Origin of the sequence: Nostoc sp. (genome assembly GCF_036917775.1) — a bacterium.
GTDB lineage: Bacteria > Cyanobacteriota > Cyanobacteriia > Cyanobacteriales > Nostocaceae > Nostoc.
The window spans coordinates 12,956-36,034 of sequence record NZ_JBALEQ010000109.1 but is presented as its reverse complement, the minus strand read 5'-3'; the positions used below and the strand labels follow the sequence as shown (position 1 = coordinate 36,034).

The 23,079-nt window shown below is 39.0% G+C and carries 25 protein-coding genes and 1 pseudogene; 16 read left to right on the top strand and 10 right to left on the bottom strand.

Annotation, left to right across the window (positions count from 1 at the left end):
* Positions 1-415 precede the first annotated feature (415 nt).
* Together V7K69_RS22025 and V7K69_RS22020 are read right to left on the bottom strand one after the other, a co-directional pair.
* Positions 416-2,143 (bottom strand): Rqc2 family fibronectin-binding protein, encoded by a 1,728-nt coding sequence (locus tag V7K69_RS22025; protein ID WP_335038226.1) that lies wholly within the window; start codon positions 2,141-2,143, stop codon positions 416-418.
* Positions 2,144-2,320: 177 nt separating this feature from the next.
* On the bottom strand, positions 2,321-3,589 hold the full coding sequence (locus tag V7K69_RS22020) for a glycosyltransferase family 4 protein (RefSeq protein WP_335038224.1): 1,269 nt from the start codon (positions 3,587-3,589) through the stop codon (positions 2,321-2,323).
* Between the two features lie 987 nt (positions 3,590-4,576).
* Between V7K69_RS22020 and psaK the strand changes: the two genes are divergently transcribed.
* A complete protein-coding gene (psaK, locus tag V7K69_RS22015) occupies positions 4,577-4,837 on the top strand; it encodes a photosystem I reaction center subunit PsaK (RefSeq protein WP_012410900.1) in 261 nt (86 codons plus the stop codon).
* Positions 4,838-4,969: 132 nt separating this feature from the next.
* Here psaK and V7K69_RS22010 read toward each other — a convergent pair whose 3' ends face one another.
* The 5 genes from V7K69_RS22010 to V7K69_RS21990 form a co-directional block, all read right to left on the bottom strand.
* Positions 4,970-5,710 carry a DUF3891 family protein gene (locus V7K69_RS22010; protein ID WP_335038221.1) on the bottom strand — a complete coding sequence of 247 codons (741 nt, stop codon included), beginning with the start codon at positions 5,708-5,710 and terminating at the stop codon, positions 4,970-4,972.
* Positions 5,711-6,250: 540 nt separating this feature from the next.
* Entirely contained in the window at positions 6,251-6,943 is a 693-nt protein-coding gene (locus V7K69_RS22005) for a manganese catalase family protein (RefSeq protein WP_335038219.1), read from the bottom strand.
* A gap of 165 nt (positions 6,944-7,108) precedes the next feature.
* A complete protein-coding gene (locus V7K69_RS22000; protein WP_114083921.1) occupies positions 7,109-7,387 on the bottom strand; it encodes a GlsB/YeaQ/YmgE family stress response membrane protein in 279 nt (92 codons plus the stop codon).
* Positions 7,388-8,017: 630 nt separating this feature from the next.
* Positions 8,018-9,400, bottom strand: a complete 1,383-nt coding sequence (gene hemN / locus V7K69_RS21995; RefSeq protein WP_335038216.1) for an oxygen-independent coproporphyrinogen III oxidase — start codon at positions 9,398-9,400, stop codon at positions 8,018-8,020.
* Positions 9,401-9,607: 207 nt separating this feature from the next.
* Positions 9,608-10,324: a biliverdin-producing heme oxygenase gene (locus V7K69_RS21990; protein ID WP_335038213.1), complete on the bottom strand. Its 717-nt coding sequence runs from the start codon at positions 10,322-10,324 to the stop codon at positions 9,608-9,610.
* 342 nt (positions 10,325-10,666) lie between these two features.
* On the opposite strand from V7K69_RS21990, the gene V7K69_RS21985 reads away from it, so the two are divergent.
* Complete coding sequence (locus tag V7K69_RS21985; RefSeq protein ID WP_335038211.1) at positions 10,667-10,822, top strand: hypothetical protein; 156 nt, start codon at positions 10,667-10,669, stop codon at positions 10,820-10,822.
* A gap of 99 nt (positions 10,823-10,921) precedes the next feature.
* On the opposite strand, the gene V7K69_RS21980 is transcribed toward V7K69_RS21985, so the two are convergent.
* Positions 10,922-11,341, bottom strand: a complete 420-nt coding sequence (locus tag V7K69_RS21980; RefSeq protein ID WP_335038209.1) for a hypothetical protein — start codon at positions 11,339-11,341, stop codon at positions 10,922-10,924.
* A 14-nt stretch (positions 11,342-11,355) separates the two neighbouring features.
* On the bottom strand, positions 11,356-12,255 hold the full coding sequence (locus tag V7K69_RS21975) for a hypothetical protein (RefSeq protein WP_335038207.1): 900 nt from the start codon (positions 12,253-12,255) through the stop codon (positions 11,356-11,358).
* Positions 12,256-12,593: 338 nt separating this feature from the next.
* Between V7K69_RS21975 and V7K69_RS21970 the strand changes: the two are divergent.
* The 14 genes and pseudogenes from V7K69_RS21970 to V7K69_RS21905 all read left to right on the top strand — a co-directional run.
* Positions 12,594-12,800, top strand: a pseudogene (locus V7K69_RS21970) (hypothetical protein); the annotation flags it as partial.
* 328 nt (positions 12,801-13,128) lie between these two features.
* Positions 13,129-13,368, top strand: a complete 240-nt coding sequence (locus tag V7K69_RS21965) for a hypothetical protein (protein WP_335038205.1) — start codon at positions 13,129-13,131, stop codon at positions 13,366-13,368.
* A gap of 45 nt (positions 13,369-13,413) precedes the next feature.
* Positions 13,414-13,848, top strand: coding sequence for a nitrogen fixation protein (locus tag V7K69_RS21960; RefSeq protein ID WP_335038203.1), 435 nt, complete (start codon positions 13,414-13,416; stop codon positions 13,846-13,848).
* 59 nt (positions 13,849-13,907) lie between these two features.
* Positions 13,908-14,252 carry a Nif11-like leader peptide family natural product precursor gene (locus tag V7K69_RS21955; RefSeq protein ID WP_335038201.1) on the top strand — a complete coding sequence of 115 codons (345 nt, stop codon included), beginning with the start codon at positions 13,908-13,910 and terminating at the stop codon, positions 14,250-14,252.
* A gap of 226 nt (positions 14,253-14,478) precedes the next feature.
* Positions 14,479-14,793 (top strand): Nif11-like leader peptide family natural product precursor, encoded by a 315-nt coding sequence (locus tag V7K69_RS21950; RefSeq protein ID WP_335038199.1) that lies wholly within the window; start codon positions 14,479-14,481, stop codon positions 14,791-14,793.
* A 77-nt stretch (positions 14,794-14,870) separates the two neighbouring features.
* The gene (locus V7K69_RS21945) at positions 14,871-16,130 is read left to right on the top strand and encodes a nif11-class peptide radical SAM maturase 3 (RefSeq protein ID WP_335038197.1); all 1,260 of its coding nucleotides are present in this window, start codon (positions 14,871-14,873) and stop codon (positions 16,128-16,130) included.
* Between the two features lie 32 nt (positions 16,131-16,162).
* Positions 16,163-16,369, top strand: coding sequence for a hypothetical protein (locus V7K69_RS21940; RefSeq protein WP_185587414.1), 207 nt, complete (start codon positions 16,163-16,165; stop codon positions 16,367-16,369).
* Between the two features lie 63 nt (positions 16,370-16,432).
* Positions 16,433-17,572 carry an aminoglycoside phosphotransferase family protein gene (locus tag V7K69_RS21935; RefSeq protein ID WP_335038193.1) on the top strand — a complete coding sequence of 380 codons (1,140 nt, stop codon included), beginning with the start codon at positions 16,433-16,435 and terminating at the stop codon, positions 17,570-17,572.
* A gap of 30 nt (positions 17,573-17,602) precedes the next feature.
* Positions 17,603-18,703: a T3SS effector HopA1 family protein gene (locus tag V7K69_RS21930; protein WP_335038191.1), complete on the top strand. Its 1,101-nt coding sequence runs from the start codon at positions 17,603-17,605 to the stop codon at positions 18,701-18,703.
* A gap of 516 nt (positions 18,704-19,219) precedes the next feature.
* Complete coding sequence (locus V7K69_RS21925; protein ID WP_185587814.1) at positions 19,220-19,429, top strand: hypothetical protein; 210 nt, start codon at positions 19,220-19,222, stop codon at positions 19,427-19,429.
* A gap of 144 nt (positions 19,430-19,573) precedes the next feature.
* Positions 19,574-19,795: a hypothetical protein gene (locus V7K69_RS21920; RefSeq protein ID WP_335038187.1), complete on the top strand. Its 222-nt coding sequence runs from the start codon at positions 19,574-19,576 to the stop codon at positions 19,793-19,795.
* Positions 19,796-19,926: 131 nt separating this feature from the next.
* Complete coding sequence (locus tag V7K69_RS21915; RefSeq protein WP_335038185.1) at positions 19,927-20,136, top strand: hypothetical protein; 210 nt, start codon at positions 19,927-19,929, stop codon at positions 20,134-20,136.
* A gap of 158 nt (positions 20,137-20,294) precedes the next feature.
* Complete coding sequence (locus V7K69_RS21910) at positions 20,295-21,317, top strand: aldo/keto reductase (RefSeq protein WP_335038183.1); 1,023 nt, start codon at positions 20,295-20,297, stop codon at positions 21,315-21,317.
* Positions 21,318-21,342: 25 nt separating this feature from the next.
* On the top strand, positions 21,343-22,122 hold the full coding sequence (locus V7K69_RS21905) for a peptidylprolyl isomerase (protein WP_335038180.1): 780 nt from the start codon (positions 21,343-21,345) through the stop codon (positions 22,120-22,122).
* 161 nt (positions 22,123-22,283) lie between these two features.
* Here the strand turns inward: V7K69_RS21905 and V7K69_RS21900 are convergent, their stop codons facing one another.
* Positions 22,284-23,039, bottom strand: coding sequence for a foldase protein PrsA (locus V7K69_RS21900; RefSeq protein WP_335038177.1), 756 nt, complete (start codon positions 23,037-23,039; stop codon positions 22,284-22,286).
* Positions 23,040-23,079 lie beyond the last annotated feature (40 nt).

Sequence of the window (23,079 nt, the reverse complement as noted above, 5' to 3'; positions counted from 1 at the left end):
TTAAATACAAAAAGACCAGCCTCCCACAGCTGGTCTATAAAATATTTTTTTTGCGTTGTCTTCTCAAGAGAGTTAAAACCCAATTGCGCGTTCCCAAAATGCAACGGGCAACTTTTCTTAACAATATTGTAACAGTCAACACAGATTTTTCAGGAATATTCATCAAAAAAAGATATTAGCAAAGCTTAAATCCCTCTATCTATTAGAAGAATTCAGCAGAACGCAGGGTATAGACTGACAAAACCAGAGGTAGAGGAAGCAGAAAAGAATTGACCAATACTTCTCTACCAAAGGCTGCGCCCTAAGCGTAGTTATGCCGCAGGCTTTACGACTACGCGGTAGTTGAATCTCGACTTCTCTACGAGACGCTACGCGAACGCTCGATTTCCGCGCAGTCGAAACTCAGTACAAGTGACTAGTGACTAATGACTATTTGTGGTTTTCCCCAAAGGATGCTCTCCTGCTTGTAAATCGCAATTCCCGGTTTTGCTCCTTTGGGTTTGTAAACGTGTTTTGGCTGGGTGTAAACTACTGGCACTTGCTCACTCTGACGCGCACGACTGTAGTATGCAGCAAGATTAGCGACAAATTGCAAATCAGCTTCTTCTGCCACAGCACCGGGTTCTAGACGTAGTAGCAGATGACTCCCTGGAATTTCTTGAGCGTGGAACCACAAGTCATAATCCCCAGCTACACGAAAGGTTAATTGGTCATTTTGGCGATTATTGCGACCGATTAATACTTCAAAGCCACTGGGGGTAAGGTAATGATGAAAGTTGGTGCTAGGAGGTTCATTTGCACTGCGACTGCGATATTCTGGATCTTCTAGATACTTTTGCCCAATCAACTCTTCACGGATTTCTTCTAAAGCTCGTAAATCTTCTGATGTTTCGTAGGTGTCTATTTGGCCGATCGCAGCTTCTACTTGTTCTAAATACTCAATTTCTGTCTGCACTTCCAATAATAAGGGTTCCACGGCAGCACGAGCGCGTTTGAGTTTTTGGTGCTGTTTGTAAAGACTTTGGGCATTTTGGACAGCATTTTTATCTGGCTGGAGAGCGATCGCTACTGGCAAATTTGTATCAAAATCAGCAAGGATAATTTCTTTCATCCCTGGTTGCCAGTTTTGCAGATGAGCCATCAATAAATCAGCTTTTTGTCGATACTCGTCGGCTTGATCTGATTGCTGTAAGCGCGTTTTAAAGGTTTGAGCCTTGTTGCGTAATTTCACCAGAATATTATTTAATTTCTGACTCAACTGATGGCGCAATTGAGAAAATAACTGTTGGTCAATTTCGTTACTGTAGTAACGGTTGAGCAACTCTTGGATGTCTTTGACTTTTTCAACTACACCCCAACCCATTACGGTGTAACCATCTTTTGTCCAAGCGGGTTGAAATTTCTTGGAATCCAAAGCTTGCAGCCATTCTTGCCAACGCTCAAACAACCTTCGCCAATCGTCAGGGTTGAGAGTATCGGTAGATGTTTCTGGTGCGATATTTGCTTCTAACAGCATTAACTCCAGCAATGCTGCACTCAAGCCACTATAACTTTTCAGTAATTGCCGCTTGATTGCTCCTGGTACTAAACTTACCCGTTCTTGCCAACGTTCTTGAGATTCGCTCAAACTGGGGACAGTTCCAGTCAGTTTTGGTGGTGTTTCATAAGGTTGTCCGGTTTGGATGGGACGGACACTAGATTGTTGCTGACTGACTTGATGAGCTGCGGTGATAATTATATTGTTAGCGTCGGTGAGAATAACGTTGCTATATTTGCCCATAATTTCTGCATAGACATGATACAGGGCGCTTTCTCCGGGACGACGGGCAAATTGCAAATCGATAACACGCTCCCAAGGTGCGATCGCTTCAATACCCACCAATGCCAAACCACCCAATTGGTGTATTAATTGTTGGCTAAAAGTAAAGGTATCTGGCGATCGCGGTGGCGGATCGCCAATACAAATATGTGCAGCTTGGGGATGCCAAGAAATCTGTAGCCAATCACGCTGTTTCAGGGTGCGTAGTGCTATGGCAATAGTATAGCGATCGCGCTGATAAACCTGTTCTGTCCGCGAGGGCAGCCAGTTAGCGCGTAGTTCGCTACAAGTAGCTGTAAGGGTGGTGAAGTCAACTGGTTGCATAGCCGTTCGCGTTCAAAGGTCGATGCTCAGTATACTTCCATCATCTCTAATAATGTAGGGTAGAGATCCCCCAATTGCTCCCTAACAAATATAGAGACGCAAAATTTTGCGTCTCTCTACAGAATTTATCGGTATGTCAAATGATTTTATCTGAAGTGGATTAAGTTGCTTGAAACACTATTTAGCAACCAATGCAGGTTCTTTTGCTGATGGTTCTAACAATTGGGTGTAAAGTTCACTCAACTGAGTTGCAACACCATGCCAACTAAATTTGTTTTCAGTACGCTTTCTGCCAGCTTTACCCAATTCGTCTCGCCACTCTGGATCAAAGAGAATTCGGTCAATAGCAGACGCAAAAGCACCTACATCTTGTGGTGGTGCTAATAAACCAGTTTGTTCATTAACTACAGTAAACTGAAGTCCACCGACATCACTAGCCACAACTGGCGTACCGCTTGCCATCGCTTCGATCGCTACGAGTCCAAAGGGTTCATAGTGACTAGGAACAACGCAGACATCGGCAGCTGCGTAATAAGTTGGTAAAATATCTTGACTGAGACGACCAGCAAAGATGGTCAAGTCAGTGATTCCTAATTCGTGGACGATTTGCTCAATGCGATCGCGCTCAATGCCGTCGCTGTTACCTGGAGTACTACCACCGCCAATAATTAGCTTGAGATTCTTCGAGTCGCGTAGTTGAGACTCGTTAACTGCACGCACTAGGGTTTCTATACCTTTGCGTTGGTCAAACCGCCCTACATATAATACAACTTTGGCATCTTTGGCAATTTCCAGTTCAGCCCTAGCTGCTTCTCGCCCAATGGAACCAAAGCGTTGAATATCTGTACCGCAGGGAATGATATCGATATTGCCTTCAGTGGAAACTAGCGATCGCATGTGTTCCTGTTCTTGCGGACTTGTCGCCACAATTCGCTCTGCTGTTTCCAACACTTGTTTTTCTACTGCTAATCTCTGACTAGCAATCAGAGGAATATTTTCTATCGTGTTGTACTTGACTGCTCCTAATGAGTGGTAGGTGTGAACCTGTTTACTCTGTTGGATTTTCTTTAACTGCATCCCCACCCAACTAGAGAGCCAATAGTTAGTATGAACTAACTCATATTTAATCTCATTTTTTACCTGGAATTTGAGGAAATTATCCACAAATTCTGGCAAATATTCAAAAATTTCATCTCGCGGCACAAACTCAAGGGGCCCAGCTTTTAAACGAATAGTTCGACAATTGTCCCCATGTTCAACAATCAAGTCTTGCTCCAGACTTACTTTGCGGGTAAACATATCAACTTGCCATCCCAGCTGCGCTAGTGCTTCACCCACTTGGCGCACATAAACATTTTGTCCCCCAGCTTCTTCTTTCCCTATTTCAATCGCCGGGTCTCCGTGGACGGAAATCAAGGCGATACGTTTTTCGGTGGTAGAGTTCATAGTTTGTGTGTTGCTGATTTTAACAAAGCTCTAGGCTGTTTCAAGTTCGTGTATAACACACTCACTTGAATTGTTGAGAAACTTTGATTAATATTCATTTTAATTTAATATACCTAATATTTTTTTACATCTTCTGTCAGAAGTATAGTTTTAGGTTAAGTATTTATATTTAATTTCTTTAGATAGAGGAAAATCTATACCTCATATTTCATACTTTTGATAGATAAAAGTTATAGTTTTTCAGTCTTTTTTATGCCTATCTAATTAATTGAAGAAGGCAGAAGTTAGAGGGCAGAAAGAACAATTGGATGGGGATTCAGACTCCAACCAATTGTAAGCACCGTATAGACGGTGGGATTTTATACTCTTGCTCCCTTCTCTGCGAGACGCTGCGCGAACGGTCGCAGGCAGAGGGAGGAGGCAGTATTCCCTTCTGCCTTCTGCCCTCTGCCTTTCTTGATAAATACTTAACCTGAATTTGACAAATTGACAGCAGAAATTAGGAGTTAGAAGTTATATTCACCATGCCAAAAATCCCACCCACAAGGGAATAAGATTTTTGATTTTTCTGGTAAATGTAAGCAACTACCCGACTTAAAAATTGACCCCGAAGTTAAGTACAGTCTTAATTTTGGGGTGTAAAATTGACAAGTATCTATGAGTGTAGCTAAGTAGCTAACTGACAATACTATATGTTATTTTTACAACATTAAAAGTGGGATTAACATTTGCTGACTATAGATAAACCTCTATTAATTCTCCTTGGCATCTGAGAATTAGGTATAATTTATGACTAACGCAATACTTGCTTCTGACATTGAAGTTAAAAGCAGCTAGCACAGTTAACTCTCCACGTTGAACTCAAGTTGTATTAAGTAGTTATAATAACTGTTAAATATTGATGCAAAATCGGGTAACTTATTGAATTTGCTTCGAAAAGTTTCAGATTATATTTTCAATCATTAATAAATTTCAGGAGCAAATCAGGTGTTTACTTCAACCTTACTCGCTGCTGCAACTACACCCCTGCAATGGAGTCCGACAGTTGGACTGATTATCATTATTGCTAATATCATTGCCATTGCCTTTGGTAAATCGACCATCAAATATCCCAACGCAGAGCCAGCACTACCCTCATCGAATCTTTTTGGTGGTTTTGGTTTACCAGCCCTTTTAGCAACCACTGCCTTTGGTCATATCTTAGGAGTGGGCGCTGTTTTAGGGCTGCATAACCTGGGAAGAATTTAGGTTCTTGCCAAGTTAGCCTTAATTTGATGATTCTTTTGTCTCCAGCATGGAGCCAGAGAGTTAATTCTCTGGCTCTTTTTTAGAGATAAATTGTCTAATATTCGCTGGATTGCTCTTAAATTCTAATCTGTACTAACTCTTAACGAATGTCCACTCAAGTACCTTGATGGGGGCTTGTTGTAACGCTTGAGTTAGTTGGGCACTGCTGTCAAATTTCACCTGGGAGAGGTCGCAGGCTTCGACGTTGACCGTAAATTTATTCTCTTGGAAGGGCCAGGGTTTGACAACAACCAAGTTATCACTGCGCTGCATGATGTCATAGCGCTCACCTTCAGGGCCCTTGCTAATTTCTAAAAACCGCTCATCGTCAGGTAGTTCTTGCTGACATAAGATCAAAGAAAGGCGATCGCACCATTGCATAAATGCGTAAGCTGCATCAACTTCCTCCTTTTTTATACCCAGTTCCTTACGCCAACGTTGCTGGTTTTGAAGTTGCTCATCCAAAAGTTTGTCTAGTTTGGGATACTTACCCCGGCTTCCCTCATTTAGACGGCTGATGTGCATGGAAATTAATAGAGCTACCCATCGTCCACGGTAAAGGGCATTCTTTGCCAAATCAGCCAATTTCTGTACCTCAGCATCTACATCGGCATTTGAGGACAGCATGAAGTCCTTTGGCGCACCGGCTTCAGTTAGAATATCTTCTTCCCACTCTTTCTCTAAATCATCGTGATGAGAAATTGCAGCGATGGTTTCATACAATCTTACTGGCGCATCTTTACGTCGCCATTGCCCCGCCAGTTGAGCTGCTAATAAAGCATGGGCACGATGGTAAATGACTTCCCAACCATTTGGCGTAGCGTTGACAATCACAAATTAATCTCCTAATTCTTAGTTTTGATTTTGAGTTGAATCTGAATTCAGAAACGTCGGACTAGATATTGAAGAGGCGATCGCTCTGAATTCGTCAGTGTGACTGATGATTTACACCCATTTTAATTTGAGTGCAATATAGTCCATCTTTCATAACGCAGAGATATGTAGCTAATACTCCCAACTTCTTTAAGAAGTCAGGATTATGGTTATTCACCAACCTTCAGTCGAGGAAATAGGGAACAGTCAAGATTTTGGTTAGATGCGGATCTGTCCCCATCAAAAGCTTTAGACCCCTAAAAATCCCCCTTTTTAAGGTTACGGTGTACACACAAATCTTTAAGAGTTACCCTACAAGCTATTCGATCCTCCCGGACACTTTTTAAAGGGCAAAATCCTCCAATTTATCGGAGGATTTAGGAGGAGCTACTACATTTTGGTTTTGTAGAAAGATGTGTGTACCCTATAGCCTAAAAAAGGGGAGGGTTTGGGGATCAATTAAGTACCCAAAATCACAGACAGATACTTTTCAACAAACTTCTAAGAGTGGCTTTCTAGGGGATTAGCAATGTATTTGAATGTTGGCTCAGAATTCCAAGGGCCACGCTCGTCTTTACCATTACCGTCTGTAGATAGGTTGTAGTAAAGAGCAACAGTTTCATCTGGCTTAATATTACCAAAGAACGGATCTGTCAACTTACCCAATGAATCTAGAGCTTTCATAAACATCTGGGTATGAGAAATTTCTCGTGTTAACAGATGGACTAAAGTTTCTTGGGTTCCTTTGTCAGTTGCCAACTTGATTAACTCTTCGTAAGTCTGACGAGCGCCAGCTTCTGCTGCAACATTAGCCCTTAAATCACGGACTACATCTCCACCTTCATTCAAGTAATTTGCAGTCCAAGCATTACCCTGACTATCTAGAAAATGAGGCCCAATCCCACGAACTGCAAACAGAGTACTCTTATAAGCCTCTGTTTGATCCACATTTTTGGTATGAGCTTCAATGAGTTTACCAACCATTTCTAAATGGCTGAATTCCTCGATTGCAATGTCTTGGAGCATATCTTTAATTCCAGCGTTTTCAACATGGAATGATTGCACCCAATATTGCAATGCTGCACTAAGTTCTCCAGTAGCTCCGCCAAACTGCTCTAGAAGTAATTGAGCAAAACGAGGGTTTGGTTCACTAACGTTAACTGCATGAATAGGCTCTTTTTTGTGAAAAAACATAGATTTACACTTCCAAAAATTATGATGTTACAGAAGGGATTGCATGGTCTTTTAGGATTGTTCCAGAGAGAGCTAATCTGATGTTCAATAGCTTATAAAACTGGGTAACTAAAAGACCAATAAAATACAGTGGTCATGTAAGTGTTGATAACTGTCAATCAGCGATTAGGCATTGCTGCTTCTTCTGATTAATCCCCATAGATAAATAGCAACAATTGCGCCAAGCACAGCCACCAAAATACCAGGAAGAGTTAAACCAGCGCCAGCCGCAGTAATTTGCAGAGTTCCTGTTCGCAATAGAGTAAACAGACTTCCACCGACGAAAGCACCAATGATACCTAAAATCATTGTGGAGAGAATTCCACCACCTTGATAGCCAGGATAAATAGCTTTAGCAATCGCACCTGCCAAAAGTCCTAAAACTACCCAAGCAATAATACTCATAACTGCCTCAACAATCTCAAATCTCACTTGTATCTAAGTTATCAACTCTGATTCAGAATTCTTTCTACCAGATGGGATAAATGCTAAATCCAAAAGTTAGACAAAAGAGTTTACATACAAATTAGATGGGAATTGCAATTTGGCGTTTATAGCATGAAAATGCTCAAGGACTTTTTGGCAGCTAAATAAATAATAAGATATTAAACTCTAATATTCTTCTATTAAGCTTTACTGGTTAAATAACGAGGTTTCTGAGAATAACATATTTTTCGATTTATTAGAAAAATCGATAATCTAAATTTTGATATATCTATCTGAAGATATAATTACACAATCTAACTTTTTAGAGATGTATGAAAAGTTTTTATCTATCAAGTTGGAAAATTAATATTTAATAAATTTAATTTTGTACATTTTTATTTAAAAATTAAATGTGATGGTGAAAAATTAGATCCCCAATTTTTTTAATAAATCGGGAATCTAAAGGCTGCAAAATTTCACCAATGATTTGCGGCTGTTTTAAATCAATACGCTTGGGTTAAGAGCTACTGGCAAAAATTTTAGGTTTTTGAGACGCGATAAATCGCCGTCTCTACAAGTCTTTTGGTCTTATCTGAACTGTATTGTGTTTTAAATAGCACGAGAGAATTTTGTCTCTCGCATTTTTGTGTGGCTATCAAATATAACAGCAATATTTCTGACTAGTAATCGACCGATGTCTGTAATCTGGATCTGATTTTTTGATAAACTGACCAGACCATCAGCTTCTAGTGGTTTTAATGCCTCTAGCTCCTCAGAGAAATATTCATCAAAGTTGATTTGATATTTGTTTTCAATATCTTCCTTGTGTAACTGAAAGTGAGACATAATACCCATGATTACATCCCTTCTAATAATATCATTTTGACTAAGCTTGACACCTTTGCTGACAGGTAAATTACCCGATGCAATTGTCTGATAATAATCTTTTAATTCCTTGTGATTTTGAGCATAAGCATCTTCTAGCATACTGATGGATGTAGAACCAAAGCCAAACAATTCTGTCTCTGCGTGGGTAGTGTAGCCCTGAAAATTGCGCTTGAGAGTGCCATTACGTTGAGCGATCGCTAGTTCGTCATTAGTTTTCGCAAAATGATCCATCCCAATAAATAAATATTGGTTACTCGTTAATTCTTCAATAGTCATTTTCAGAATATCTAACTTTTCTTCGGCTGGTGGTAGCGCTTCTTGAGGAATATTTTTTTGCGTTGGTTTGAGCCAAGGAACATAGGCAAAGTTAAAGACAACAATTCGGTCAGGATCTAATTCAATTGTCTTTTTCAGCGTTTCTTGAAATGTCTCACGGGTTTGATAGGGTAAACCATAAATTAGGTCGACATTCACACTCTCAAACTTAGCTTCTTTCACCCAACTCATGACATCAAAAAGCATTTCTTCTGGTTGGACACGATTTACAGCTACTTGAACTTGGGTATTAAAATCCTGAATGCCGAAACTAATGCGGTTAAACCCAATTTCTCTGAGAAAGAAAATGTAGTTTTTATCGATATAGCGAGGATTAATCTCAATTGAGATTTCTGCTTGTGGATCGATGTTGAAATAGCGATTGATGTTTTTCCACAAAAATTCTACTTGGTGATGATCCAAGTAATTAGGAGTACCGCCTCCCCAATGGATTTGCAGCACTTTTCTGTCTGGATCGATTAAAGCTGCGGTGTTTTTGATGTCTTGAACCAAAGACTCCACATAAGGTTTAGCAATATTCTTGTTGTTGGAAATTACTGTGTTGCAGCCGCAGAAGTAGCAAGCACTTTGGCAAAAGGGGATGTGGAAATATAAACTCATAGGAGTTTGGCGTTGATTTGATGCTGCGATCGCAGCCTTAAAATCAGTTTCGGTGAATGTTTCGCTTAACTCTGTAGCGGGCGGGTAACTAGTGTATCTAGGTGCGCGAGTATCGTATTTTTGAATCAGATCCAGATCGAACTTGACACCAGGTAATAGAAAAACCATTGAGTTGCTTTCCAATGAATGAGGGGGTGGGGAGTACGGGAGGAAGAACTATTGATTGATTCTTAGGGACTTTCAACTAAAAAAATATTCCATCGCTGTGTATGCAGAGGAGGCAGAGGAGAAAGAATCTGCCACTATGAAAATGGGATAATTTATTTTCTGGAAGTCCCTTAAGCGATGCCTAATCACAAATGACAAATGACAAACTTAATTAGTCGCACCTATTTCAGTGCTACCTGAATTCTGTGAACGAGTTAGACTGCTAAACAGGACTTGGCCGAGTGCTTTAATTAGACTTCCCTCTAACTCTTGAGCCATCTGCAAATTAAACCCAAAGGCATTATTAGCTTCTGCAACAATCCGTTCTGCTGTTGCATCATCAATAGGTAGCGCATTTAATACCTGACGATACTTATCCTTAAATGCCTTTTTATCAGGAATTTGCTCAAAATTGTAAAAGGACGTGCCTTCATAGTCAGAAAGCTTCAGGGCTGACTGAGCAACTTTTTGTAGCATTTGACCCCCAGAAAGATCGCCCATGTAGCGAGTGTAAGCATGACCTAACAATAAGGCTGGTTCACTAACAGAAATTTCCCGAATGCGGTCAATGTACTTTTGGGTAGCGGGTGAGGGTGTAATTTGCTCTCGCCAATTATCCCCATAATAGAACACCATGTCTTTTTCGAGTGAGGATTGACGATTAAGTTCAGGAAAGTAAACCGCACTAATTACAGGATGCTTTACATGGCTAGCTAACGCCGCTTCTAATTCGCTGTAGACGTAATACAAGTTACTTAAGAACTTGGCAAAGCAGTCTCTATCCACCACTCCTTGTAGAAAACATTTCATGAATCCCACATTTTCTGCTGATGTGTGGGCTTGTTGAGTTCCAGAACGCAGTTTGATGGCGAGATTGCTACTCATTGTTGCTTCCTTCATTTTCAAGCGCAAGGTTTCTGGACAGCCACCGACTTAGGATGCCTGCCAATTCCAGCTACAAGATTGCTATTCTAGGTTTAGAGAGGATCTGCATCAGTTTATCCAGCAAGTACCACTGCCGATGTAAATCCAGGTATTTTTATTTCTCCTAAGATTATTTAACTATTAATTCATATATAACTATCAAAGATATTAGTATTTATTTATGTTTTTCTGATACTTATGTTCAGGCACATTTAAGTTAAGTAGTAACAAAACTGATTTTGCAATAGGCATTTTAACTCTGCTGAAACAATTGGATTCTTTAATACCAAAGTCACTGAAGAGATGAATAACACAGCCGCACGAGCATTTTCCCTGATTTTGGATACAAATCATCTAGAGTTTTTGCGACGATTAGAGCAATGTTGCAGTCTTAATTTGAGAATAGCAGAGATTAACAAGAGCGATCGCTCAATTCAACCCTCCAGCTTCTTGTGTTAAAGATCGGTTATTAGTGAGCGCCAGGTATATCCTCATACATGAGCGATCGCACCGAGTAATCAATATTGATATTTTCTCATCTTAATAATCCAAGCAATCTCATACTCCTGCAAATCTAATCACCACATGAGCAAGGCTAATCAAAAAATTCAACACTTTCTCTGCTTTAATTGCAGCATCAATATCTCGTTTGATATTTTGCAAATCGGTAATAATTTGGCCATGGTCTGGACGGATCAAAACTTGTGTGAACAGAGCTGCTGTCACTGTTCTGAGTGCATCCTGACATTGCTCAATAGCTTTAGAAAGGATATCTATAAGTTCCCAATTCTCTTCTTCTTCTGCTTCTAAAAGTGAAAACTGTAATCGAAAAAGGATGTTTCTTAGGCTTTTTTCTGCTTGTTGAAAAACTTGTGGTTCGATAGGTTTCCCAGGAGACAGATTTGCTATCGACTCAATGCTATCAATAATCTTTTTGATCTGTTCTTTAATTGTGTTGAGGCTAGTTTGTGTAATCATTATAAATTATCTCGTTACGATGAACATTCGAGAGGTTGAAAATCAGAAGTTGTAGGAAGAAGATTCTGTCTTTGTTTGTTTAATATATCGTTCAGGATGGGATCTTCCTGAATTGCTGCTTGAATCTCTCTAGTTCTTACATTTACAGCAGTAATATCTGACCCAAAACTAGAGGCTATTCCTAAAATTGTGTTAATTTTTGCAACAACTTCATCAAAGCTGACATCATTGTATTTTTCGATTAGTTGGGAAAGCTTTGCTCCTGTATCGGCTGTCAGCAAAAGTTTAGCTGTAGCTTGGCAAATCATTGTTTTATCTTCTGCATTTATGCTGAGTAGCTCATCTAGAAGTTGTTCACCTTGATTGAATATTTGTGTTTTATCTGCCTCAGAAGTTGCATTTTGAAATTGCGTTCTGAGCTTGCTAAACCGAAAAAGAATCACAACTCGGTCTGGGTTTTTCGGTGAGGGTGGATTTTGAGTAATCAGTTCAGCTAGAAGTAGCATTTTGACAGTTAATCGCCTAGAGGGTTCAGCAGCTCTAGTAACCGCACCCGCTTCAGTGCCTAATAATCCTGCTTGTTCAATGTTGTTAAAAGTCTCGCCTGCTACGATATATTCTTGCTTGAGATCGTTAAGAACGTTATTAACAGGATTTGATTGGGTATTTGTCTGAAGTTGATTTTCAATTATATTTGATATTTGGTCTATATCTGCAAAGTCTATATTGCGATCGCTTAAGAGTCTTTTTAGCAGTTTTCGCCGCAGTTCAACAGTTGAGCGCGGTAGAGGATTGAGTTGATAGATAGTTTTGACAGATTCAATCGCATCACTTGCCTGAGTCTTAAAGTTCAGTGCCGTCAGTCGCAGTACTGCTCTCCTCTCTGGACTACAACCGCTTAGAGCGATACTCATTATCAAAAAAAGCAGGAAACTTTTTAATTGAACTGGATTTTTCATCAAGTAGTCCTAGAGAGTGTTAGAAAATTAAAAGTTACTCCAAAAACATTAACCGAAAAGTATGACGATGGCTACACCCAGCACAGGCATCGCACTTTAATTTTTTAATGACAACAATCTATCTCCTAATCCATTGAATGCTGCCACCTTTTTTATCAGTGACAGTGAAATCTAGATCAACATCTTTAATTGTGGCAGAAGCAAACTTCAAATCAATCTCAAAAGCTGGGTTATTACTAGGCTGTTGACTTTGGCAATGGTACAACCCTGTATTCTCGTTACAACCTGAATAATACTTGAAGGAAGTGGTGAATCTGACACTTGATGCCAAGCACCAAGAGGATGAAATCTGGGCGATTGTTGGAGGCTGCCTCTTACCAGGATTTAAGAAGCTGTTGGAGAAAAACGGCTTCCAAATCCTGGACAATCCGGTAGAAGCCAATGTCTCTAGGCTTTTAGAGATGGCAAAAAGCATTAGCAGCAAGAACCAGGAATCGTAAGCTACCATTTTTTAGCGATCGCAGAAGTTTTCTGTCTACTGAAATTTTGATGACATAAATAGTCTATTTTCTTAACTAATAAAATTTTCTCGATAGTTAAAAACTGGATACTAAGCATTTCTATGAAAGCATCAAAAAATATAGATGATAGATTGCTGCAATTAACTGGCTGCAATTAGGGACAAAAATAATTCATTTGTATGTAATTTTAGCTTTATCAGTGTTAACAACATAACTTCCTTCTTGACTAAAATAAATACAAATTAAGCAACTATGGGACTGAAAGCTTAATTTATAACTAAAATCACAAATCGGGAGGAAACTGGTAATGGATGGAAAGCAAAGACACTATAACCACCAAGTTGAAATTACAGATTTAATTCCAGAATTAGTAGAAAATGCAGTTGCAAGACGGAACCAAGCTCTACAAGAAAATGCCTTGTCAGATTTATCTGATGCAGAAGCAAAAAATGTTGCAGGTGGTCAAATTGTAGTAGCTGGTTTCAAGCCTATTTGTCCGCCCATTATAATTGGATTAATTGCTGTAGACCCTAAATTACTAGCCTAATTATCAGCTATAAAATGTAAAACGTATTTTTGGCTGGAGGCTCAATTGGTAGAAAATGTTGCTCATAAAAGCACGCTTTGCCCCAGTGCTAGACCAGAATTAGAGGATAGTATTGTCTTCGGTTTAATTGGTGGAACGGTAACAGAACCTCGTGTAGTTTATCTTCAACAACCACTGCCTGTAACTGATGAACTGATAGCAAAAGCTAACCCAGTAACACCAGCAGAAATTTTTCGGACGGCAGCACCTTGTGCAGCTAAAGGTTGTCAGCATTTTGATGGCCATGATTGTCGTCTAGCAATGAGAATTGTAGAAAAATTGCCTGCTGTTGCAGAAGAATTGCCTCCTTGTTCCATACGCCGAGATTGTCGTTGGTGGCAGCAGGAAGGTAAGGTTGCTTGTATGCGTTGTCCACAAGTAATTACAGATAACTACAGTTCTTCTGAATTCATCCGTCAAGTGGCAATACCAACAGATTAAGTCAGTTTTTTTAACTAACTTGATGCTGCTATTTGTTTAAGCAACGTAAGGGGAAAATAATGTCTTTAGAAAATGTAAAATCTTTTTACTCAAGACTTGCTAATGATGAATCTTTCCGCATTACAATGCAAGGTGTAAAAAGTAAGGATGAGTGTAGCCAAATAGTCAAAGAAGCTGGCTATGATTTCACTCAAGAACAGTTTGAAGAATACACCGCTCAATTGTTGGAACAAAGTTCTGACAATGATAGCGAAATTAGAGATTTAAATCAGAAAGAACTAGAAGCTGTGTTTGGTGGGGCTTCATCAATCATTGGAAAGCCCATTATCCGACCGCTCTATGGCGTAATTGTCTGGCCACCTGTGCAAGCAATGTATGGAGTTGTGATCAGTGACAACATATAGTAAGTAGGCTTCAACCCTACTGTTACTGAGTTAATAGCTCAATTCTTCCGGTAAGGAATAACAAGATACCCAACTTTTTTGAGAAGTTGGGTATCTAAACCTCCTAAATTTTATAAATCACATAAGACGCACATAGCAGTTTTATTATCAACTTACCTTAATCATTTATACGATTCGTACAAACTAAACATTGCATTTTGATTACCAACAACCATAGGAGAGTATTATGTCTTTAGAAAATGTCAAAGCTTTTTATGCCAGACTCGCAAATGATGAAGCTTTTCGCAATCAAATCCAAAATGTGCGTGATAAAGCTGAATGTAGTCAAATAGTCAAAGCTGCTGGTTATGATTTTAGTTCTCAAGAATTGGAGGAATACACTGCCTATTTATTAGAGCTAGGTAACAACGATGGTGAACTCAGAGACCTCAATGAAAAAGAGCTAGAAGCCGTTTTTGGTGGTGCAACTGCGGTGCTGCAATTATTACCTTATTTGCCGATATTGCTATATGGAGTTGTACCAATCAAATATCTATACTGATTAAAATTTGCTATGCAGACCAGAACGTATTTGCATATCTTTTCCCTTGCCTAAATAACATATTTGAGGGTGTATTCATGAGTTATCGCAGAATTAGTTATGCAGTTTGGGAAATTACTCTCAAGTGCAATCTAGCTTGTCAACATTGTGGTTCTCGTGCTGGTCATACAAGAACAAAAGAACTTTCTACTGAAGAAGCTCTTGATTTGGTTAAACAAATGGCAGAAGTCGGGATTACAGAAGTAACTCTCATTGGGGGTGAAGCTTTTTTACGTCCTGATTGGTTGGAAATTGCTCAAGCGATTACCTCTGCTGGGATGTTATGTGGGATGACGACTGGAGGCTATGGTATCACTCTTGAAACAGCACGCCGGATGAAGGACGCTGGAATTAAAGTAGTTTCGGTATCAGTTGATGGCTTAGAAGCGACTCACGATCGCTTGCGTGGTAGAGTAGGTTCTTGGCAATGGGCGTTTAAAACCATGAGCCATCTAAAAGAAGCTGGTATTCCCTTTGGTTGCAATACCCAAATCAATCGTCTTTCTGCACCAGAATTTCCTCGCATATATGAGTGCATTCGTGACGCAGGTGTTTTTGCATGGCAAATTCAGTTAACTGTACCAATGGGGAATGCTGCTGATAACAGTGAAATTTTACTGCAACCATACGAATTAATAGATGTGTACCCGATGATTGCTCGTGTTGCTCAAAGGGCAAAACAAGAAGGAGTACAGGTTCAAGCAGGAAACAATATCGGCTACTACGGCCCCTATGAGCGACTGTTGCGCGGAGGTGAAGCTTGGTCTTTTTGGCAAGGTTGCAGTGCTGGACTATCTGCACTAGGAATTGAAGCAGATGGCGCGATTAAAGGTTGTCCTTCATTACCTACATCAGCTTATACTGGCGGCAACATCCGCGACTATTCACTGCGGACAATCATTGAAGAGACAGAAGAATTACGCTTTAATCTAGGTGCTGGTACTCCTAAAGGAACCGAACATTTGTGGGGTTTCTGCAAGAGTTGCGAATTTGCTGAACTATGTCGGGGTGGTTGCAGTTGGACTGCTCATGTTTTCTTTGATAAACGAGGTAACAATCCTTACTGTCATCATCGTGCATTGACTCAAGCAGAACGTGGTCTGCGAGAAAGAGTGTTTCTCCAACATCAGGCAAAAGGAACCCCCTTCGATAATGGAGAATTTGGCTTGATAGAGGAACCAATTAATGCACCTTGGCCAGAAAACGATCCGCTTCATTTTACTGCTGACACCATTCAATGGCCACAAGGTTGGGAAGAATCACAGCCAGTAGCATCTTTGATTAGTTCGAGCCATTAAAACTGATGAAAATCCATTCAGATCAAAAGATTATGTCTAGTAGTTCTCAACCTCCAGAAAATACTACTATTCCCAGCAACATAGAACCATCTACTGATGTTTCTCAGACTCAAGTAGAACCTTTACCTACTTTATTACCTCGTTCTGCTTGGGATAGTCAACTAGCTTATTTACGAGTTGTTTTTAGAGCGAAGAAAGCTTTAGATCGAATAGAACAAGATGCTACTTTGAAAATTTAAAGTGGCATAATTTGAGTTTTGATAAACAAAAATTGACAAAATATTTAGATAGCTTCATCAGTTATGACATTTCTATTAAATTCTCACAATGTTGTCGAGTATTTAGCTGCCCAAGGTTTATGCAGTCAATCGGAACAGGCACTGAAAGTAGAGCCAGTGACCGCGAAAAACTTTAACTTGTTAGTAACTTTTCCTGAGCGTCAGCTTTTGGTGAAACAAGAACGGCATAATCAAGATGGGAAAGTTTTTGGTGAGTTTCAGCGTGAGTGGAGAATTCAAGAATTAGTACAACAGTTTCCCCAACTGCATCACTTTTGTCCTTGGCTTCCAGAAGTACTGCATTTTAATCAGCAGAACTCCATTATAGTCTTTAGGTATTTAGATAATTATCGAGATTTAATGGATTTTTATGCTAAAGAAAATAACTTTTCCGGTGAAATATCTGCAACGATTGGTACTCTTCTAGCAACTATTCATCGTGACACATTTAACTGCACGGAATATCAGGATTTTTTGGAATTAAATCAGGAGAATTTAACAGTTTTTCAAGTGACAAATTTGATCCAAGGATTGGAACGAATAGAACCAGAAATTTTTGGTTTAGTTCCTGCTGATGCCTTAAAGTTTTTTGCCCTCTATCAGAGGTATGATAGCTTAGGGCAAGCGATCGCGCAATTAGGTAATGCTTTTACTCCCGCTTGTCTGACCCATAATGATTTGAAGCTGAATAATATTCTTTTGTGCAAAGATTGGGAACAATCAAGCCAAGGTATTATCAGATTAATTGATTGGGAACGTTCGGCTTGGGGAGATCCAGCCTTTGATTTAGGCACAATCATCAGCAGCTATATGCAAATCTGGCTGAGTAGTTTAGTTATTAGTAAATCTTTGAGTATTGAGGAATCTCTGCGTTTAGCAGTAATACCTTTAGAGCAACTTCAGCCTTCCATTGGTAAATTAAGTTTAGCTTACTTAAACACATTTCCCACAATCTTAGAACATCGCCCAGATTTTTGGCTGCGGGTAGTGCAATTTGTAGGTTTTGCTTTGATTCAACAAATTCACGCAATGATTCAGTATCAAAAATCTTTTGGTAATACTGGCATTGTTATGCTTCAGGTGGCTAAGACTTTGTTATGTCGCCCCGAACAATCAATGTCAACTATTTTTGGTACTAGTGCTGCTGAATTAATGTATGCCTAGTGTTGTTTAAAAGTTTGATTTTAAAAGATTATGCAATTACTTGATTTTACACAAACTCAGTTAGAAACTGATGTCAATAAGCAATTAATGAATGTTTTGGCAGAGATTGCTCATAAAGTGGAAATTCAACCTAATTTCTCTATTCAACATCCAGATTACAAACCGTTAGAACTGCCATCTGAAATAATTGAACGTTTTCAAAAAACACCAAAGGAAATTCAGCAAAAATATATCAGTTTACAATTACGAAGTTTTCTCTACGGTATTTATTACAATGGTTCTATGCAAAGTGCATTGGCACTAGATGGGGAGAGAAATAATCTAGCCTTAGATTTAGAGAATAATACTTTCTTGGGTGTAGATTTGGCATTTTATGAGCGATTACATCAAAACAATTGTGGAGAAGGTTATTTTGATGCTGGTTGGTCTGTTCTTAAAGAAGAAAGCGATGGTATTTTAGTCGTTACTAAAAATGGGTTGAGACTGCATATTCAACGACATAAGCATCTACAATTATCTGAAAAGGCAGCTTTAATAGATGATTTAGTAGCTATTAAGATGCCTAAAAATCTAGTGCAGAATGGCTTCTACATGGCAGTTAGCAATGTAGGATTAAATCGAATTGCAGATTTAAATAGCCAACCCGTGACTGTGCGTATCTACTTCAATTTGACTCCTGAAGGTGCTGTTGCGGTGATGAATAGTCTCACCAAGCAACTGAATGCGATCGCGATTCCTTTTAGCTTTAAAGTTCTGTACAACCCGGATGATTATCAACGCTATGATTCTGGAGTTTTGTATTTTGATCAAAGGGATTATCCAGGTGTGAGAAAGATTGTGCAGCAAGTGTATGATGAGATGCAATCACATTTTCAGCCAGAAGTTCCTTTATTTACCAAACGCCTAGCACCAGGATTGGGATTAGCTGAAGAACCTAACCAAAAATTTGGCTCTCAAGAAAGTTTTGGCATGAATCGCTGTCAGATTGTGACAAATGGATTGTTAGAAGCTTGGTATCAAGGTGAAAATTCACCTGAGAAGCGACTGAAAGCTATCTATAAGCAATTTTTGCTGTTGAGTATTGACTTACAACATCCCTATCTCAACGCCAATTCAACATATATATATTAGAATTCAGGATGATTTAGTTTAACTCTGTTTTCTAAGCAGTCTTCAAGAATTTGCTTTTGCATTTTCAACAAATCCTTACTCTAAATTAACGTGTGCTTCCCTTGGAGACTCACGTTAAATTTGTCTTAGTCAGCTGAAGAAGCTTCTTCGGCTGACTTTTTATTAAGCATAATATTGAGTTGATTCATCAACTATATATAAAAGCCTTTGTCAGAAAGAGTTTTCGACTTTTTGGGTTTTATTTCAGGAGTAAAAAAGTCATAACTATAATAGTTATGGCATTAAATTATAGGAATATTACTAAAATATTTAACTATGGATTTTAAAAGTATATCTTGACTAGAAAACATGATTGTTTTTGCACAAAATATTGGCGTTGATTTGTAATTTTTTTGTCTCATTTTTACTAATTAAACCTCTAGAAAATTTCTGATTAATCATAGATGATATAAAAAGACAAGGGACTTCAAAGTCTAGTCTTAACTAAAACGATTCAACTTAGGAGTACATTTCAAGATGGCTGCTATTGCAATTGCCGATTTGCGTCCTGCTGGCTCTGAACTTCTTTGCGATCGCGAAAGCTTTATGGATGAATTGTCTGAGGGAGAACTCAGCATTCAAGGTGGCATCACTCCAGCTGCTTTTTGGGCTTCTGTAGCTGTAGTAGGTGGTGCGGCTGTAATCAGTGGTGCTGTTTCTGCGGCTGTTGCTTACTTCTCCAAGTAGCGATCGCAATTTTGTACCATCTTGAGTGCAATCTAATCACCCTCACAATTTCTGTTTTTGTCTATCTCTGGAGGCTGCGGCAACCAGATGATTAATTACCTTTTCAACCTGAGTTTAAACTAACCCTTTTGGAGGTCATTCGTTATGGCAACTATCAATATCACCGATTTACGTCCTGCTGGTTCTACCTTGTTTTTTGATGGAGAAAGCTACTTAGAAGAACTATCTGATGATGTAACAAGCGGAACCCAAGGTGGTATTTTCATTACCTTGATTTCTCCTGCTTCACCCCAGATTGGTGCTGCTGCTGTAGGTGCTGCAATAGCTTCTGCTGCACTAACTTACAACATTGTTAAAAATTGGTAATACTTACCAGTTAACCACTTAGCATAACTAACTAGGGCTAAAGACATTGGACTCAAACCTTTGTCTTAGTCCTAGTAATCAGCTATATGCTTAAGTAAAAGCCTTACTTTAATCAACAGGAGATTAAGGTTATGAAACGTCACTTCTTTGACTTTGGAGACCAGCAATGGGCTATAATCGGCGCTTTAACCGTCCTAGTAATGGTTTTAGCTGCAAATGTCGGATATTTTATAGTCAGAGATATTGTTAAAAAATCCGATACCCGTCATGAGCAAGTCAGCCGACAAATCAATCAAGAACAGCAAAATAATCGCCCAGATGTAAACGATCGCTCTCGTTGAGTTCAGACTGATGCAAGTATTTTGATGATAATTGCATAAGTAACTATTCATGTAGAGAGTTGGATGGCCTATATCTATTTACATCTCCCTGCTAAGGATTGATTCGAGCCATCCTTCTTTAAAATTCAAATCTAAAGACATTATGCCCCGTTAAACCTATGAAACTAACCGATATTGCACCGCCTCAAGCAATTTTAGAAAGCGAAGTTAATCATGGGACGGATAAATATTTAGAATCTGACTTGCCATTTTATCGTCAACTAGGGCGGACTGATTTAACGGTAAGTTGTCTCGGCTTGGGCGGTGGTGGTGGTATTTCCAGCGAGGATACTCTTTACGCCTTCGACAGAGGAATTAACTATTTTTTTTACTCTAGTGACCTCCACCATCATATCTATAGTTCGATGTCTGGAGCGTTGCGTCAATTATGTGCGCGTGGTTCTTCGGTACGGGAAAAAGTGGTGCTAGCAACGGTGACTTATATCAAGAGTCAGGAAATGGCGATCGCTGCTTTATTAGATCAATTCATGGAATTAGGGATCGACTACATTGATATATTTTTTTGGGGCTGGATTGGTTCCAATGATGAGTCAGCTTTACACAATTGTTTACAACTTTCACCTGATTTAAGAGGCCCTAATAGCGTTTATCAGCGCACCATCGAAAGAATGTTTGAGACCTCGGAACGCCTCAAAAAAATGGGTGTAGTGCGCTATATAGGCGCTTCTTTCCATGACTTGAACGTAGCTCAACAATGGTTGCATAGTCCCTTGTTAGATGTGGTCATGGTCAGACATAATATCGCCCATCGTTCCGCCCAAAATTTAATATTTAATCAATTAGACCCTCAAGACCAGACTCGACAAGGTATTGTCACATTCAAGACGGCTGGCTCGCACACAGGCTTTTTGGGGAATGTCCCAGCAGGTTTACCAGAAACTTGTTGGCGGCCTACTGTCCCCGATTTATACCGCTATTCTTTAACGCAAAACTGTGTCGATGTCTGCTTAACAGGTTTGACTCAGCGATTGGAAATTGATCAGGCGATCGCCGCAGTCCAACAGGGAAAACTCACTCCTGCGGAAATCGACTACCTGAATTTGTACGGTGATTTACATCGTAACAAGCTGAAAATTCATGAAGTCTTACCTCAGCAATTGATATACCAAGCTGCACGATAAACTCCAGACTCTTAACAACCAAACTATGAAAGAAACTTTAGAAAAAACTCAATTACAGCCTCTACAAAAAATTACATTTCCAGAAATTCCTCCAGCAACAGAAGCAGAAATTATTGCTTATCTACACCGTTCTTTCCAAATTGCTGAAATTGCAGTCAAAGCTGAACGAGATGCACTAATTTTAAATATCTGTGAGCAGTTGAATCTGACTGCTTCCGATGAAGAATTACAAGCAGGCGGAGATAAATTTCGTTTAGAACACAAATTATTAGGAGCTTCTGAGACTTTATCATGGCTTTCTGTTCAACGTATTACAGTAGAAGATTGGTCTAATGGCATCAAATTATCTTTATTAACACAGAAGCTGAAAGAATTACTTTTTGGAGAAATTGTTGATAATTACTATATCCAAAATCGTCAAAATTTTAGACGGATAGCTCTATCTCAAATTCTAGTGCGAGAACTAACACAGGCACAACAAATAGCCCATCAAATTCAAGAAGAAAATGCTTCTTTCTGTGCGTTAGCACTAGAATATTCCAAAGGTAAGCAGTCTAAAGAAAATGGTGGCTTTGCGGGAATTCGCTTTTTTTCAGAACTCTTACCGGAAATTGCAGCAGCTATTTCTCAAGCAAAAGAAGGAGAACTGATAGGCCCTGTTCAAACAACACTTGGTTATCACATTATTAGAGTTGAAAAATTGTTTCCTCTTGAACTTACTGAATCCCTCAGAGAAGAAGTTTTAGAATCATTTTTTCAAGCTTGGTTACAAGGACAATTAAATTTTGCGCTTCTTGGTGACTAAAAGCTTTAATAGTGTTAGTAATGAAAAACAGGAACTTAGGTAATCTAGCTCCTGTTTTTATTGCAATACCGTTTAGTTAAGAGAATAGTAGGTTGTTAGTCTTAACTGAACTGTATTGATTTTTATTGGAAGTTTGACAAAGTATTCCCTATTTCTATCCTCTAAGCTACTTGTTTATCTAAATTAAGATTCATGACAATTTTATGTTCCTGAACTTGTTGTTTTAGCCATTCAGCAAATAAATCTGACAAAATGATAGCGCGTAGTTTCTCATCTAAATTGGGCTGAATAAGTTCTTCTACAAAAATCAAATGCACTCCCTTAGAAGTCAAAACTGGCTTGATAAGTTGGGGAGGTTTTGCCGCAAAAACAGCAGTAGAAACTTCTGGCTTTAAATCTTTGCGACGTAATATTCCTCGATACCCTCCTTGGCGACGTAATTCGGTATCTTCGATGTATTTGTGAGCAATATCATAAAAACTCATCTCACCTTCTTGAATTGCATAAAAAAGTTCTATTGCTAAATCCTCGTCATCTAAGATAACTTCATACATAATCACACCAACATAATCTAGTTGATGTTCAAAAAACCAAGGTTCAACTTTATCAGCAAACAAATGACTGGCTAATTTACCAGAAATAAAAGTTGTATAAACAATATGCTCAAAATCATCTAAAGAAAGATTATGTTTTTCCAACCATCCCCAAGTATCTTCAGCACTGTGAAGTTGGTAGACTAACCTAAATTTATCTGCTGCTTTCTGGAGTTCTTCCGATTCTATTTCAATCCCAACTTCTATAGCAGTATTTTCAATAATCTTGCGACTAATAATTGCTTCAGTTAGTTCAGGAATTTTACAAGTTAGCCTAACTTGGTCAAGAATGTCTTCACTAGTGATAGTAATGCTTTTTGACATAATATTCTTCCTCAATTAGCTACATCAAGTTAAATCCAAA